16 protein-coding genes are annotated in these 14,834 nt (G+C 71.2%); 4 read left to right on the top strand and 12 right to left on the bottom strand.

The genetic code is table 11. The features are described 5' to 3' along the window. Nucleotides 1-62 precede the first annotated feature (62 nt). On the top strand, nucleotides 63-905 hold the full coding sequence (locus ACQUSR_RS14965) for an SURF1 family protein (protein ID WP_431043059.1): 843 nt from the start codon (nucleotides 63-65) through the stop codon (nucleotides 903-905). Here ACQUSR_RS14965 and ACQUSR_RS14960 read toward each other — a convergent pair. Continuing rightward, a complete protein-coding gene (locus tag ACQUSR_RS14960) occupies nucleotides 835-2,748 on the bottom strand; it encodes a S9 family peptidase (protein WP_431043058.1) in 1,914 nt (637 codons plus the stop codon). The genes ACQUSR_RS14965 and ACQUSR_RS14960 overlap by 71 nt on opposite strands. A 62-nt stretch (nucleotides 2,749-2,810) precedes the next feature. Between ACQUSR_RS14960 and ACQUSR_RS14955 the strand changes: the two genes are divergently transcribed. Together ACQUSR_RS14955 and ACQUSR_RS14950 are read left to right on the top strand one after the other, a co-directional pair. Further along, complete coding sequence (locus ACQUSR_RS14955; protein WP_431043057.1) at nucleotides 2,811-3,641, top strand: class I SAM-dependent methyltransferase; 831 nt, start codon at nucleotides 2,811-2,813, stop codon at nucleotides 3,639-3,641. An 86-nt stretch (nucleotides 3,642-3,727) separates the two neighbouring features. After that, the gene (locus ACQUSR_RS14950; protein WP_431043056.1) at nucleotides 3,728-4,102 is read left to right on the top strand and encodes a nuclear transport factor 2 family protein; all 375 of its coding nucleotides are present in this window, start codon (nucleotides 3,728-3,730) and stop codon (nucleotides 4,100-4,102) included. Between the two features lie 43 nt (nucleotides 4,103-4,145). Here ACQUSR_RS14950 and ACQUSR_RS14945 read toward each other — a convergent pair whose 3' ends face one another. Next, on the bottom strand, nucleotides 4,146-5,423 hold the full coding sequence (locus ACQUSR_RS14945; RefSeq protein ID WP_431043055.1) for a cytochrome P450: 1,278 nt from the start codon (nucleotides 5,421-5,423) through the stop codon (nucleotides 4,146-4,148). A 184-nt stretch (nucleotides 5,424-5,607) separates the two neighbouring features. Beyond that, complete coding sequence (locus ACQUSR_RS14940; RefSeq protein WP_431043054.1) at nucleotides 5,608-6,111, bottom strand: carboxymuconolactone decarboxylase family protein; 504 nt, start codon at nucleotides 6,109-6,111, stop codon at nucleotides 5,608-5,610. 134 nt (nucleotides 6,112-6,245) lie between these two features. Here ACQUSR_RS14940 and ACQUSR_RS14935 point away from each other — a divergent pair, with 134 nt between their 5' ends. Further along, on the top strand, nucleotides 6,246-6,884 hold the full coding sequence (locus ACQUSR_RS14935) for a class I SAM-dependent methyltransferase (protein WP_431043053.1): 639 nt from the start codon (nucleotides 6,246-6,248) through the stop codon (nucleotides 6,882-6,884). Nucleotides 6,885-6,924: 40 nt separating this feature from the next. On the opposite strand, the gene ACQUSR_RS14930 is transcribed toward ACQUSR_RS14935, so the two are convergent. Genes ACQUSR_RS14930 through ACQUSR_RS14890 form a run of 9 tightly spaced genes read right to left on the bottom strand, consistent with a single transcriptional unit; the run spans nucleotide 6,925 to nucleotide 14,807 of the window. Beyond that, nucleotides 6,925-7,920 (bottom strand): aminotransferase class I/II-fold pyridoxal phosphate-dependent enzyme, encoded by a 996-nt coding sequence (locus ACQUSR_RS14930; RefSeq protein ID WP_431043052.1) that lies wholly within the window; start codon nucleotides 7,918-7,920, stop codon nucleotides 6,925-6,927. Further along, nucleotides 7,920-9,290: a nucleotidyltransferase family protein gene (locus ACQUSR_RS14925; RefSeq protein WP_431043051.1), complete on the bottom strand. Its 1,371-nt coding sequence runs from the start codon at nucleotides 9,288-9,290 to the stop codon at nucleotides 7,920-7,922. Before ACQUSR_RS14925 ends, ACQUSR_RS14930 begins: the two co-directional genes overlap by 1 nt. Beyond that, entirely contained in the window at nucleotides 9,280-9,780 is a 501-nt protein-coding gene (locus ACQUSR_RS14920) for a CYTH domain-containing protein (protein ID WP_431043050.1), read from the bottom strand. The genes ACQUSR_RS14925 and ACQUSR_RS14920 overlap by 11 nt, the downstream gene beginning before the upstream one ends. Next, on the bottom strand, nucleotides 9,777-10,454 hold the full coding sequence (locus ACQUSR_RS14915) for an HAD family hydrolase (protein WP_431043049.1): 678 nt from the start codon (nucleotides 10,452-10,454) through the stop codon (nucleotides 9,777-9,779). The genes ACQUSR_RS14920 and ACQUSR_RS14915 overlap by 4 nt, the downstream gene beginning before the upstream one ends. A 26-nt stretch (nucleotides 10,455-10,480) precedes the next feature. After that, complete coding sequence (locus tag ACQUSR_RS14910) at nucleotides 10,481-11,140, bottom strand: hypothetical protein (protein ID WP_431043048.1); 660 nt, start codon at nucleotides 11,138-11,140, stop codon at nucleotides 10,481-10,483. Then, nucleotides 11,137-11,850 carry an MOSC domain-containing protein gene (locus ACQUSR_RS14905; RefSeq protein WP_431043047.1) on the bottom strand — a complete coding sequence of 238 codons (714 nt, stop codon included), beginning with the start codon at nucleotides 11,848-11,850 and terminating at the stop codon, nucleotides 11,137-11,139. The genes ACQUSR_RS14910 and ACQUSR_RS14905 overlap by 4 nt, the downstream gene beginning before the upstream one ends. Next, nucleotides 11,847-12,794: a hypothetical protein gene (locus ACQUSR_RS14900; RefSeq protein ID WP_431043046.1), complete on the bottom strand. Its 948-nt coding sequence runs from the start codon at nucleotides 12,792-12,794 to the stop codon at nucleotides 11,847-11,849. The genes ACQUSR_RS14905 and ACQUSR_RS14900 overlap by 4 nt, the downstream gene beginning before the upstream one ends. A gap of 16 nt (nucleotides 12,795-12,810) precedes the next feature. Further along, on the bottom strand, nucleotides 12,811-13,839 hold the full coding sequence (locus tag ACQUSR_RS14895; protein WP_431043045.1) for an acetylxylan esterase: 1,029 nt from the start codon (nucleotides 13,837-13,839) through the stop codon (nucleotides 12,811-12,813). Further along, nucleotides 13,836-14,807 (bottom strand): hypothetical protein, encoded by a 972-nt coding sequence (locus ACQUSR_RS14890; RefSeq protein WP_431043044.1) that lies wholly within the window; start codon nucleotides 14,805-14,807, stop codon nucleotides 13,836-13,838. Before ACQUSR_RS14890 ends, ACQUSR_RS14895 begins: the two co-directional genes overlap by 4 nt. Between the last annotated feature and the right edge of the window lie 27 nt (nucleotides 14,808-14,834).

Below are 14,834 nucleotides of genomic sequence, written 5' to 3'. Positions count from 1 at the left end.
CCGCGTCACCCACGGGCGGGGGCCCGTACAGCGCCGCCAGGACAGGCCCGTACCGTGGTGGTGTGTATCGGTTTCTGCTGACGCCCCGCTGGTGGGCGATCAACGTGTTCGCCGTGCTGGCCATCCCGGTGTGCCTCGTCATGGGCAGCTGGCAGCTCAGCCGCTTCGAGGCGCGCGTCGACTCACACCAGGAGCAGCAGGACCACGCCGCCGACGTCGAGAAGGCCCCGGCCGCGCCGCTGCGCGACCTGCTGCCGGTCACCAAGGAGACCTCCGGTCGGGAGGCGTCCGTCACCGGCCGGTACGACGCGGAGCACCAGTTCCTCGTCCCGGACCGCCGCCTCGATGAGCGCAACGGCTTCTACGTGCTCACACCGCTGCGCACGGACGATGGTGGCGGCAAGGCGGTGCCCGTCGTCCGGGGCTGGCTGCCCGGAGACGCCGACGACAAGGCCCGCCGTGCCGAGGTACCCGCACCGCCTTCGGGTGAGGTGACGGTGACCGGTCCCCTCCAGGCGTCCGAGAACCAGGGCACCGACGGCGTGCACGCGGGCGGTGGCCTGCCGAACGGCCAGCTGGGCATGATCAGCGCGGCATCGCTGGTCAATCTGGTGCCCTACGACGTGTACGACGCGTGGATCACCTCCTCCTCGGCGCCCGGTGCCCTGCGCCCGGTGCCGCCGGCCGTGGCCGAAGGCACCGGACTGGACCTCAAGGCGTTCCAGAATCTCGGTTACACCGGTGAGTGGTTCGTCTTCGTGGGCTTCGTCGTCTTCATGTGGTTGCGCCTCTTCCGCCGGGAGGCGGAGGCGGCCCGGGACATCGACCTCGGCATCACGCCAGAGGACCCTGCGCGGGATCCAGATGACGCTGGGCGAACTCGATCTCCAGCCGGAGCTGCTTGATCCGCTCCTCGACGACGAGTGAGCCGTGCCCGGCGTCGTAGCGGTACACCTCATGGGTGGCGCCGCGCCGCTCCAGGCGCTCCACGTAGTTCTCCACCTGCCGTATCGGGCAGCGGGGGTCGTTGACCCCGGCCGAGATGTAGACCGGCGCCCGCACCTGGTCCACGTAGGTCAGCGGAGACGACGCCTCGAACCGCTCCGGCACCTCCTCCGGAGTCCCGCCGAGCAGCGTACGGTCCATCGCCTTCAGCGCCTCCATCTCGTCGTGGTACGCCGTGACGTAGTCCGCGACCGGCACCGCCGCCAGGCCCACCGCCCACGCGTCCGGCTGCGTGCCGAGGCCGAGCAGGGTCAGATAGCCGCCCCATGAACCGCCGGCGAGCACCAGTCGCGCGGGGTCGGCCAGCCCCGACTCCACGGCCCACTCCCGGACGGCCGCGATGTCCTCCAGCTCGATCAGCCCGACCCGGTGCTTGAGCGCGTCCGTCCACGCCCGGCCGTATCCCGTGGAGCCGCGGTAGTTCACCCGCACCACCGCGAACCCGTGGTCCACCCAGGCCGCCGGTCCCGCCGCGAACGCGTCGCTGTCGTGCCAGGTGGGTCCGCCGTGGATGTCGAAGACCGTGGGGAACGGCCCCTCGCCCTCCGGCTTCTGCACCAGCGCGTGCACCGCACCGCCCGGCCCTTCGACCCATATGTCCGCCACGGGGACGGAATCCGGCGCCTTGAAGCCCGGAGGGTCGAGCACGGTCCGCCCGCTGGTCGACCGCACCTGCGGCGGCTCGGCGGCGGACGACCACAGGAACTCGATCGTGCCGTCCGGCCGGGCCGTCGCCCCCGATATCGTCCCGGTCGGGGTCTCGATCCGGGTCAGCTCGCCCGACGCCAGCTCGTACCGCCACAGTTCGCCGCGCGCCTGGTAGCTGTGCTCGACCAGCAGCGCGGTCCCATCCGGATACCACTCCGCGCCCACGTCCCCCGGCAGGTCGATCGCCAGCGCCGTCTCCTCGCCCGTCAGCGGGTCCCACACCATCGGCTCCCAGCGGCCGCGTCGCTGGTGGCCGACCAGCAGCCGCGCGTCCCCGGAGACCGGCGCGAAGCCCATCACCGACAGACCCAGCTCCTGGGTGCCCTGCTCGGTGTCGTCCAGCTCCGCGACCGGAGAGCCGTCGAGGCGGACGACCCGGATCGCCGAGTGCATCGCGTCACCGTGCTCGGTGTGCTCTATCGCGATCAGGGTGCCGTCGTGCGACAGGTCGCCCACCCCGGCGGACTCGCGGTGCCGGTAGACCTCGCGCGGTTCGCCGCCGGCCGGCACGACATGGATCGTCGATCCCTCCTCGTCGGTGGAGCGCCCGACGACCGCCGTCCCGTCCCGCCCGAGCGCCAGCCCGGCGGGGTACGAAGCCGCCAGGCCGGGCGTGGCCGGCTCGTCCGCCCCCACGCCGGCACCGGCACCGTCCGCGCCGGCACGGTCACCGTCACCGTCCGCGCCGGTACCGTCCAGTCCCAGTCCCAGTCCCAGGCCGTCGCCTGCCGCCGCGGCGAACGGCTGCCGCATCCATATGCCGAACTCGTCCCCGTCGGTGTCCGAGAACCACCAGATCCACTCCCCGTCCGGCGACAGCACACCGTCCGTCGTGCCGTTCGGCCGGTCCGTCACCTGCCGCCGCGCGCCCGTCGCCCGGTCCCACGCGTACAACTCGAACGTGCCCGTCGCGTTCGAGACGAACAGCGCGCGGTCCGGGGCGTCCTCCGCCCAGTCCGGCAACCCCACTCGCGGCGCCCTGAAGCGCTTCTCCCAGTCCGGCATGGACTCTGTGCTCTCAGCCATGCCCCCCATTCTGCGCCGACGCGCGCACAACCCGCTGGTGCCGGCCCGTACCTGTGGATAACCTCCGGCACATGCACAGACCTTCGCCCCCCGACGACTGGCGCGACGCCAACCGCGCAATGTGGGACGAGCGCGTTCCGATACACGTCGCCAGCGATTTCTACGATCTCGACGCCTTCCGCCGGGGCGAGGACAGCCTCCGCGACTTCGAGCTCGCCGAGGTGGGCGACGTCAGCGGCCGCGCCCTCCTCCACCTCCAGTGCCACTTCGGCCTCGACACCCTCTCCTGGGCCCGGCACGGCGCCGCCCACGTCGTCGGCCTCGACTTCTCCGAACCGGCCGTGGAGACCGCCCGCGAACTGGCGGCCGAAGTCGGTCTCGGCCCCGACCGCGCCTCCTTCGTCGCCGCCGACGTCTACGACGCCGCCGAGGCCGTGCCCGACTCCTCGTACGACATCGTCTACACGGGCGGCGGCGCGCTGTGCTGGCTCCCTGACATCGACCGCTGGGCCGAGACCGCCGCCCACCTCGTGGCTCCCGGCGGCTTCCTCTACCTCGCCGAGTTCCATCCCTTCACCGACGTCCTCGACTACGAGACCGCCTCCGGCGTGGCCCACGACTACTTCAGCCGCGAGCCGTGGATCGACGAAACCCCGGGGACGTACACGGACTTCGACGCCGCGACCGTCAACAACCGCAACGTCCAGTGGCAGCACCCGCTCGGCGATGTCGTCTCCGCGCTCGCCGCGGCCGGGCTGCGTATCGAGTTCCTCCACGAGCACGACATGACGCTCTTCCAGCGCTTCGAGTCGCTGCGCCGCGGCGACGACGGCTACTTCAGGCTGCCCGCCGACCGTCCGCGCGTTCCGTTGATGTACTCCCTGAAGGCCTCCCGCCCCTAGCCAGGCGGGCCTCCGGCGCGGGACTTGTCAGTGGGGCACGGCACACTCGGAGCGGGAACGAGGCGTACACACCGAGCGGAGGACCGATGGGCGACATACGCAGGACCGTCGAGACCTATTGGGCGACGGCCCAGGCACGTGACTGGCACGCTTTCGCCGCCACGCTCGCCGCCGATGTCAGCTACGAGCTTCCGCAGACGCGCGAGCGCGTCACCGGCCGGGACAACGTGGTCCGCTTCAACGCCGAGTACCCGGGGGAGTGGAGCCTGGAGGTCGAGCGGATCGTCGCCGACGGCGATCAGGCGGTGTCCTGGATCCGCTTCACCATCGGAGAGGAGGAGACCCAGGGCATCGGTTTCTTCACGGCGGCGTCCGACGGACGCATTCAGACGATCACGGACTTCTGGCCGGAGCCGTACGAGCCTCCGGCCGGCCGTGAGCATCTGGTCGAGCGCTGGTGACCGGCCTGGAATCACTTGCGGCGGCTGTTTCGGCAGAGGCGGGCTACTTCAGCAGCAGGGGCAGCGCGTCGACGCCGTAGACGATGGAGAGCTTCCGGAACGACAACTCGTGCGGCGGGACGGCGAGGCGCATGTGCGGGAAGCGCCGTACGAGGGCGGGAAGTCCCGCACGCAGTTCCATACGGGCCAGCTCGGCGCCGATGCACCGGTGGATGCCGTGCCCGAACGCGAGGTGGGACGGGCTGGCGCGGTGCGGATCGAAGCGCTCCATGTCCGGGCCCAGCCCCTCGTCGCGGTTGGCGCCGCTGAGCGAGCAGAGCACCAGGTCACCGCGGGAGATCCTGGTGCCCGCGATCTCCATGTCCTCCTTGGCGAAGCGCGGGAACGCCACCTGCACGACGGTCAGATAGCGCAGCAGCTCCTCCACGAAGTCGTCCACCACGTCGTCGTCATCGCGCAGCGACGCGAAGTGCTCCGGGTGCTGGAGGAGGACGAGCGTGCCGAGCGCCAGCATGCTCGCGGTGGTCTCCAGGCCGCCCGTCAGCACCCCGTCGGCCAGTCCCGTCAGCTCCTCGTCGTCGATGGCGTCGCCGTGCTCGCGCACGATCATGCCCAGCAGCCCGTCGCCCGGGTTCTCGCGCTGCTTCTTGACGATGTCACGCAGATACGACAGCGAGTCCGATATCGCGCCGAATGAGGCACCGGCCCCGCTGAACAGGTCGAAGCGCGCGGTGCTCAGCCGCTGGAAGTCCTCGCGGTCCTCGTACGGCACCCCGAGCAGCTCGCATATGACGAGGGAGGGGATCGGGAACGCGAACTCCGCCACCAGGTCCACCGGCCCGTCCATCGCCGCCATCGCGTCGAGCCGCTCCTCCACCAGCCCGTGGATCCGCGGAGTCAGCCTGTTCAGCCGGCGCATCGTGAACTCCGGGGTCAGCAGGCGCCGCAATCTCGTGTGTGTCGGTGGATCACTGAAACCGAGGCCGCCGGGATTCTGCTGCGCGGAGATCCCGGCATTTCCCGCAAGGTTGGCGAAATCCGTACTGAAATCGGTTGCCTTGCCGAGTACTGCCTTGCATTCGGCGTATCCCGTGACAAGCCAGCCATTCATTCCAAATGGCAGGGAAAGCGCGCTGATCGGCTCCTTGGCGCGCCGTGCGGCCAGGGCGGGGACGGGGTCGACGCCCTCGCGCCGCAGCGGCATCAGGGTGGACTCCGGCAGAAACGACATCTTGGACAGATCCAGGCTGCCGTTCTTTTGAAGTCTTGAAAAGTACTTGCGGGTCAGCCAGGAGATGATGTTTGAGCGGAGATTAGACATGGCGCCATATTGCCTGCCGAGGCGCACCAAGGGAAAAGTGCCCTGAGCAACCGATGGTGGGTTGTCCGCGACCGCTCACCCTAGTCGCTGAAATGTGACTCGTGCCACGCCGTCAAGGGGTGAGGCAGGGGCGTGCGCGGACCGCGCACGCCCCGGCTCTTCACCTCGCGGAATCGAGTTCGTCCTACGTCCACTGCTCGGCGAACGACTTGCCGGGCAGCGGCTTGCCGACGACGGCGAGGGAGATGAAGAAGTTGACCTGGCCGATCGCGATCGTCAGCGTGGCGAGCGCCTTCGCGTCATAGTGCTCGGACACCTCGGCGTACAGCTCGTCAGAGACCCTCTCGCCGTCCGCGGACGGCCGGAGCACGGCCTCCACCAGCGCCAGCGCGGCACGCTCGGCGTCGGTGAAGTACGGCGCGTCCCGCCAGGACGCCACCGCGGCGATCCGCTCCTCGGACTCCCCGGCCTTGCGCAGGTTGCCCGAGTGCATGACGGTCAGGTAGGTGTTGCCGGCGATCTGGCCGGCGCGCAGGTGGACCAGGCCGATCGTGGTCCGCGGAACCGACTGGTTGCCGGTGGCCTTGAACAGCCAGTTGCTCACCTCCGCGAGCTCGGGGACGAGCTCGGCGGGGTCGGACATCCGCGAACGCGTCATCTTCTCCGTGGCGGTCGCATGTGCTTCCATGGCCGGTCTTCCTTTCGGGATGCTCAATCCGTCTTCAGTGCCATGACGGATCGCGGCGGACGAATGTGACCGGAGAGCGAAACCATTCGACACGGATCCGCGTTGACCGGCGATCATCGGAGTAGGTTTCAGGGGTGTTTGACTACCTCTCGCGCACTCTCGCCGCGTACAGCCACAGCGTCGACAAGTACGAGACCGCCACCAAGGGCATGGTCCCGGACGCGGAACTCGACACTTTCGCCATGCTGCTGCCCGACCCGGCGGGGCCGGTCCTGGACGCCGGCTGTGCCTTCGGCCGCGACACGGCCCTGCTCGCGGCCCGGGGCATGGCGGTGACCGGTATCGATCTGAGCGAGCCCTTCCTCGCCCGGGCCCGCGAGCTCCACCCCGGCTTCGACTTCCGCCGCATGGATGTGTGCGAGCTGGACTTCGCCGACGGCGCCTTCGCGGGCGTCTGGTGCCAGGCCACGCTGCTGCATCTCAAGGACGAGCACGTGAAGGAGGCGTTGTCCGAGTTCCACCGCGTGCTGCGTCCCGGTGGGGCGCTGTTCGTCAGCTTCAAGGAGGGGGAGGGCGAGGAGGAGTTCGTCGAGTCCTTCAGCGCCGACGCCGCCCGCTTCTTCCGCTACCAGACCGCGGACCGGGTCCGCCGTCTGCTGGACACCACCGGCTTCGCCGGGCCCGATGTGCGGGTCGTCAACGAGCGGAAGCGCTACGGAGCCGGCCACCGCGACCTCAACTGGGTGACCGCGTACGCCCGTACCCCCCTGTGACCCGTCCCGGGGACGAGCCGCGGCCGGAGTGACGGAGGGGCTACCGTACGGGCGCCAGCGCTCCGGCGGCTCCGGCCGCCAGCCGGGCCACCCGGTCGGCGGCCAGCACCGCGCCGGCCGTGTCGATGCCGGAGAACGCGAGCCGCACCGATCCCCGGTCCGCGTCGAACGCCGAACCGGGCCCCACCATGAGCTCCTGCTCGGCGAGCGTCGCCAGCACCTGTTCTTCCGCGGCGCCCCGCCAGGACAGCAGCAGGGACATGCCACCCCCGGTGAACTCCCAGCCCAGCAGTTCGCCGAGCCGGTCCGTGAAGATCTGCCGCGACTCCAACGTGGGTTCGACACAGGACCGGTACAGCGACGCGAGTGTCGGCCGGTCGAGGAACCCCGCCCAGGCCCGCTGCCAGACCGTGGCAGGCCCGCTGCCGCGCAGCGTCGGCGGCACGGTGTCCTCGTCCGGCACGGTGGCCCATCCGAGCCGGCTGCCACCACCGCACAGCTTCGCCAGCGACGTCACGCCCCAGCAGCCGGGCGGCAGCTCCTCGGGCGGCGCGAACCACCGGTAGACCTGGTTGACCACCACGTGGTGGCCCGCCCGGGCCAGTTCGGTCAGGGCGGCACGTCCGGCCGCGTCGAGCGAGCGCCCGTCGGGGTTGCGATACGGACTGGTCACCCAGACCGTCACCCGCTCCGCGCTGCCCCGCGCGGCGCCGGGCAGCTCCTCCCAGGGCAGCGCGCGCACGGCCGCCACCCCCGCGAGGACCAGACCGATGTCGGCGAAACCCGGCCGTTCCACCAGCGCCGTGCGGGTGCGTCCCGCCCAGCCCCCGGCGAACTGGCGCACCCCGCCGGTGACCACCGTCCGCCCGAGCGGTGCGCCGAACAGCTCGGCCAGCCGCTCCAGCAGCGCCGGGTCACCGTGCGGAGGTGGTGTGCCCCAGCGATCCGGCCTCTCCAGTGCCCGGTCGTGTGCCGCGCCGAAACGGCGCACCAGGGCCTGCGGCCAGGGCCGGGGCGGGCCGGTGAGATCCAGCATCAGCCCTGGCCCGCGGCGACCGCTCGGGCACCGGCGATCAGCTCCGCGGGCAGCACGTAGTCGACGGTGGCGAGGAAGGTCTCGTCCTCGATCCTGACGTACTGGCCGGACGGGGTGTCGAGCCGCTGGATGCCCGGATCCACCTTGAGCGCCTTGGGACGGCCGGGCGCGGCGGGCGACAGCGGGCTCGGCCCGCCCGCGAGCAGGTCCTCGGCGATGTCCACCGGCACCAGGCGTACGCAGGTCCAGGGGTTCAGCTCGAAGGGCTCGGCACCCTCCCGGTCCGCCGACGGGGCCGCGCTCAGTGCCAGCCGGTCCCGGTAGTAGCCGTACGCGTCGACCGCCAGCCGCACGGCGGAGACCAGTCCGCCGCGCCGCCGTCCGGCCTCGAAGGCGTGCACCGTCGTGCCCAGGCAGCGCCGCTCCCAGTCCGGCTCTTGCGGGTCCGGCACCGGCTCCAGGGTCCGTACCGAGGGCATGGCCCGCAGCCGCTCCTCCTGCGCCGCGGTGAGGACCGAGCCGGCCCGCAGCTCAGCCACGATGAAGCCGAAGAAGCCCTCGAGACCACCCTGCCGCAGCCGCGCGGCGAAACGCGGAACGTCGAACTCCGGCAGGGAGAGCGCCATCAGGAGGTCATTGGTGTCCTTGGCGGTGACGAAGTAGTCGCCCGCCGCGTTGTTCACGACACAGCCGAGGTTCTCCTCCGGTGCCAGGACATGGAGTCCGGGGGCTCCCGCCGGCAGCTGCGCGGTCAGCCCGAGCCGGCTGCTGTGCCGCACCGAGTAGTCGCCGAAGTGGATGTCCACGTTCAGCAGCTGCTCGGCGCCGTCCGGTACGACCAGCGGGAACTGCCCGTACACGAGGTTCTCGCTCGGGTCGTACTTGATCCAGGGCAGCTCGCCCTTCAGGTACTGGTAGCCGAACTCGGTGCGCAGCGCCCGCACCAGGACGCTCGCCTCGGCCCGGGTCCGCACGAACACGTCCAGGTCGCTGAAGTCGCGGACGCCGGGGTCGGAGTAGGTCGCGCGGGCCCCCAGCCCCTTGATCGCGAAGAACTGCAACCCCGCGTCGCGGGCGATCTTGTCGAGCATCTCCAGGTTGGCGTCCAGCACCTTGTGCATGCGCTGGAGGCTGTCCGCCTTGGGACGCATCGCGGCCATGCACTGCCGTACACCCGGGCGGTCCGCGTACGGGGCGAGCCGGGACATCACCAGGGTGCGCATCCGCAGCGTCTCCAGGAAGCGGGCCGCCTCCCGGGCTCCGAGCGAGGCGATCGCCGACAGCGACCGCTCGACGCTGAACAGCGGCTGGAGGCTGGAGAGGCTGCGCAGTGCGGCCAGGTCGTCGAGGACGGGGGACTTAGCGGCCATGGTCGTCTTTCCTCGTGTTGTCTTCGTACGGGGGGATTCCGTGCGTGGCCAGCGACCGGTTGAGATAGCCGGCGACGCCGGTGATGTCCTCGCCCACCCAGCCGGGGGGCGTGTACTGCCGTGCCTGCTCGGTGGAGGTGAACTCGACCTCGGCGGTGCACAACCCGCGCAGTGCGCCGTCGTAGACGTCGACGACGATCGTGTGCGGACCGTCCGTGATCCGGTAGCGGTCCTTCTCGACCCGCGCCGACGCCGTGGCGGGCCACAGCGCGTCGAAGTCCGCCGCGCCGATCTCCCGTTCCACCTCCACGCGGGTCAGGCCGATACCGCTCTTGACCGTCAGCGTGTGGTGGCCGGACGCCCGTCGGACCCGGACCTCCGTGCCGTCCTCGGTGATCGCGACGTATCCCTGCCGGACGCGCTGCGCGGTCGCGGCGACGGGTGGGACGAAGCCGTGGACGAGGAACTTGCGCTCGATCTCGCAGGTCATCGAAGCACCCCCGGCAGTCCGGTGCCGGCCTCGGCGAGCAGCCGGGGCAGCTCCCGCATGTCCTCGAACACCACGGTGCCCGGCCCGGCCAGCCGGTCGCGCGGTGTCAGCCCACCCGCGTAGCCGAAGCAGCGCATCCCCGCCGCCCGCGCCGCCTGTGCGCCGAATCCGCTGTCCTCCACCACGGCGCACGACTCGGGGGCCGCGCCCATGCGCGCCGCCGCGTGCAGGAACAGGTCCGGGGCCGGTTTGCCCCGGGTGACCTCGGTGGCGCTGAAGACGCGGCCCGCGAAGTGCTCGTACAGCCCCACGTGCCGCAGGGAGTGACGCAGCTTGGGATGGGTCCCACTGGAGGCCACGCAGGTGGGCAGGTCGAGGGTGGCGAGGGCTTCCGCGATCCCGTCCACCGGACGCAGGCGGCTCTCGAAGGCCTCCCGCAGGCGCCGGTGGAACTCCTCGTCCCACAAGGCCGCGGTGGCCGCCCCGAGCCGGGCGGCGATGATGTCCCTGATGGAGACGGCGGACTTCCCGACGAAGAGCTCCACCACCTCCGAAGGGCTCACGGCCCAGCCGAGCTCGGCGCCGAGTTCCGTGTGGATCTCGACCGCGAGCGGCTCGCTGTCGACCAGCACGCCGTCGCAGTCGAAGATGACGAGTTCGATGGGGGCGAACACGGAATTCCGCTCCTCCTGGCCGGCGTTCAGTGGACTACCCCCTGGCGTACGAGCAGATCGCGGATCGCGGTGACCTTCTCCGCGCCCAGACGGCGCTTGGCGATCTCCGCCTCGTCCTCCGTGTGGTGCCCGTACTGCCACCACGCCTCGCCGGTCTCGCTGTTCATCACCACGAAGCGGTCCTTGGCGGCCGGGCCGCGGACGATCAGCGAGGTGGTGTCGGGCACCGCGGCGACCGAGTGCACCAGGGTGTGCCGGATCACGTAGCCGGTGCCCGGTGTCTCGTCCCGGACCAGGCAGGGCGAGCCGATCGTGGTCTCGGTGGTCAGGTCCTCGTAGTCGCCGTACAGGTAGTGGCGGTAGCTGCCCGCCAGCACCCGGTTGCCGAAGGTCCAGCGGTGGTTGTGCGGCCGGTCGAACTCGCGGTTGCGGAAGACGTGCAGCCGTACGCGCACGCCGCTCGCGGCGTCGTTCACCAGAACCACCCGGTCCAGTTCCTGTAGCCGCTCGCTCTGCACCAGCAGCTCCGGCGTGGCCAGGACGTGGTCGAAGGCCGCGGTGAGCCATTCGGACGTGCTCAGTTCGTCCAGCAGCTCCGCGAGCTGGTCGTGGAGGACCGCGAGGTCCTCCCAGTCGAGCTTGGCCAACCGGGCCGGGTCGATCAACGCGTCCCCCGTGACAGTCATGCCTGTACCTCTTCCTTCCTCACGTGCACCACGTGGTGTTCCGGTCGCTCCTGCGGGTGCCGCGGCACCCTCTGCTGCTCGGCGATCCAACGCCGCGCCTTCTCCTGGATCTTGGGGAGCATCTCGGGCGCCTCCAGCATCCGCGGCAGCAGCTCCCGCTCCGTGGTCAGCGCCCGCAGCATCAGGTTCACCGTGATGCCGTGGCCGGGCCGCTTGATCACCTCGATCGGATCGCCCGGTGACACCTCGCCCTCGGTGAGGACGCGGAGGTAGGCACCCGGCGCGCCGTTCGCGATGAACCGTTTGACCAGGTCAGGGACGTCCCAGAAGCCCGCGAAGACCCGGCAGGGCTTGCGGGGGCGGATCACCTCGAAGACCGCCCCGCCGATCCGCCAGCGCTCACCGATCTCCGCGCCGGTGATGTCGAGACCGACGGTGGAGAAGTTCTCGCCGAAGTTGCCGGGGGAGACGGTGCGGCCGAGCTCCCGCTCCCAGTAACCGGCGTCCTCGCGCGCGAACGCGTACACCGCCTTGTCGACGCCGCCGTGCGCCTTGGTGTTGACGATCAGGTCCCCTTCGAGCCCATGGGACCGGGCCATGACCGGGCCGGGCACCGGCCGCTTGTCGATCCCGCTGCGCCCGTTGGACGTCCACGCCCCGGTGCGCTCCACACCGAGGTTGACGGTGAGCAGCCGGGGTTCCGCCGTCACCTCGGTCCGCCCCAGTCGGCGGTGACGTTCGGCACGCCCGTGGCCACGCCCGGGACGTTCATGACCTCCAGCAGGTGGGTGATCACGGTCAGCAGGTCCCAGCGGTTGGGGTGGTCGTACGGCAGGCGGCGGGTGGCCGCCAGCACCTCCGTCAGCCCGACCTCCTCGCCCGCGGCCCGGCGCGTGGCGAGCTCGCCAGGGGCGCCGGGCACCCCGGCGAGCCGCTTCCAGCTGAGCTCGTAGTCGAAGTCGTGGGCCGGGTGGTCGCGTTCGAGCGTGTCGAAGGCGGCCAGCACCTCGGGGAGGGCGTCGTGATCGGCGCGGATCCGGTCGCGCATGAGGGCGCGGCGGTCCTCGTCGCACAGGACGGCGATCTCCCGGAACACGTCGATGGTCTCGTCCGAGCAGTGCATGAAGTTGAACAGGCCGTTGACCACGCCGAGTTGGTGGCGGAGGTGCTCGGGGCGGCGCCCGTGGGGGTCGGCGGGGCCCTTGAGGGAGTTCAGGCGGATGGCGGCGGGCATGCGGCCCGGCTCCCACTCGGTGTCCTTCAGGACCAGGCAGACCGTGTCCGCGGTGGGCAGGATCAGGTCCATCGCCTCGACCCTGTCGCGGGTGGCGATGTTGAAATGGTGGCGCCAGACCTCCCGTATGGTCATCCGGTCGTGGCGGAAGACCACCACGTCGACCGGCCGGAACCCGGCGCCTGCCAGGGCCTGGACCGCGGAGCGGAGCCGACGGCCCGCGGTGGCCTCGGCCTTGAGCATGCACAGCGTGATGCCGAGCATCCGCGGCAGGTCGCCGCCGAATGTCCAGCAGCTTTCCCGGAAGTACTGCTCCACGGAGTAGAGCCGCGCCTTCTCCGGCGACCAGGTGACCTGCCCGAGGACTTCCTGGTCGACCTCGCTGAGCCGCTTCTGGTCTGGCAACGCTTCGGACAGCACGTACGCTTCCCTCTCTTCAGGACACCGGTGCCGCGCCGGACGGCACCGCGTGGATACCGGTGCGGGTGTCGAGAACCCTGGTGAGGAACTCCACCTCGGCCCGGCGCTGGTAGCCGTTGGGCTCGGCGTGTCCGGCGAACGGCCAGACGCTGATCTGCTTCGGCCCGGCGTAATGGTGATAGGTCGCCGCGACGGAGGCCGGGGAGCAGACCTGGTCGCGCAGCCCAAGGGAGAACAGGGCGGGGCACACGGCCCGTTCGGCCAGCGCGACGCCGTCGAAGAAGGCCAGCGTCTCCAGGGCGCGCTCGGCGTGCTGCGGATGGAACTGGCAGAAGCGCAGCAGCTCGCGGTAGGGCTGCCGGTCCGGGAACTGCGCCGGGGCGGTCACGTCGCACAGGAACGGGGACTCGACCAGGGCGGCCGCCACCCTGTCGTGCAGGGCCGCGGCGGCGAGTGACAGCAGGCCCCCCTGGCTGCACCCGGAGACGGCGATCCGGTCGGGGTCCACCGCCCGGTGCGCGAGGGCGGTGTCCACCGCGCGCACGGCGTCGACGTAGGCGTCCCGGTAGTAGTACTCGGCCGGGTCCAGCAGGCCGCGGGTGACGAAGCCCGGTATCTGCGGGTGGATCTGGCCCACCGGATCGGGGGTGTCCCCGGGCCGCAGGTTGGCGCCGCCCTGCCCTCGGGTGTCGACCACCAGGGTGGCCAGGCCGACCGCGGGCCACAGCAGCCAGTCGAGCGGGGCCCCGCGCCCCTCGCCGTAGCCGAGGAACTGCACCACGCACGGTACGGGGGGCCGTGCGGCCGGATCGCCGGCCGCGGCGTGCCGGGGCACGATCAGCCAGGCCGCGATGCGGTGGCCTCGCGCGCCGGCGAAGGAGACATCGTGGACGGTGGCGGCCGTCAGCGCGGTGGGGGTCTCGGTGAAGACCGGGTCCAGCGGGTGCGACTCCGCTGTGCGGGTGTCCCGCCAGAAGGCGTCGAACCCGGCCGGTGTCCGGTGGGCCGACCGGAGCCCGGCGAGCGCTTCCGGGAGCCCGTTCATGCACCGACCGCCGAGGCGTCCTGCCAGGAGGAGAGCAGCACGTTGGGGAAGATGCGCTCGATGCCCGGTTCGTTGAAGCGGAGGGTGTGCGTCAGCACGCTGAGCAGGTCCCAGTGCTGTCCGGGGTCGGCGACGCGCGCTCTGACCGCCGCCGCGACCTCGGTCGCGGGGACCTCTCGACCCGCGGCCCGGGCGCGCGCCAGGTCGCCCACGTGCCCCTCGGCACCGGCCAGCCGCCGCCAGCTGTTCTCCAGGTCGAGGTCGTGCGCCGGGACCTCGGCCTCCAGGGCCTCGAAGGCCGCGACGGCCTCGGGCACCGCGTCGAATCCGTCCCGGATCCTGGTGCGCAGCAGCTGCCGGCGGTCCGCGTCGCACACGATGGCGATCTCGCGCATCACGTCGATCGGCTCGTCCGAGGTGTGGGTGAAGTTGAACAGGCCGTTGACGGCGCCGAGTCGGCTGCGCAGGTGTTCAGGGCGGCGCTGCGCCGGGTCCGACGGTCCCTTGAGGGCGGTCAGCCGGACGGCGGCCGGAACGCTGTCCGGCGTCCACCGCTCGTCCCTGAGCACCAGCAGCACCGAGTCGGCGGTGCCGAGGACGAGGTCCATCGCGTCGATCCGCTCGCGGCTGGCGAAGTTCAGCTGGAAGCGCCAGGTCTCCCGGACGGTGAGGCGGTTGTGCCGGAAGCGGACCACGTCGACCGGGCGGAAGCCGTTGTCCCGCAGGGCGTCGAGGGCCGGGCGGTAGCGGCGGCCGGCCGCGGCCTCGGGCTTGAGCACGCACAGGGTGGTGCGCAGGACGTCGTCGAGGTCGTCGCCGAAGAGCCAGCTGCTCTCGCGGAAGTAGTTGTCCACCCCGTAGAGCTGTGCCTTGGTGTCCGAGCGGGTCACCGTCCGCACCAGGGCGGGCGGGATGTCGTGGAGTACGTCGGAGGCGGCGGCCGTGCCGAGGCTGCTGTCCGTGTTCACCGCGGTGCGGTCCTTCCGATTCGGTCG

It is taken from the genome of Streptomyces sp. P1-3, from assembly GCF_050613155.1.
Classification (GTDB): Bacteria; Actinomycetota; Actinomycetes; order Streptomycetales; family Streptomycetaceae; genus Streptomyces.
The sequence above is the reverse complement of the archived record's forward strand: the minus strand, read 5'-3'. Positions and strand labels throughout refer to the sequence as shown.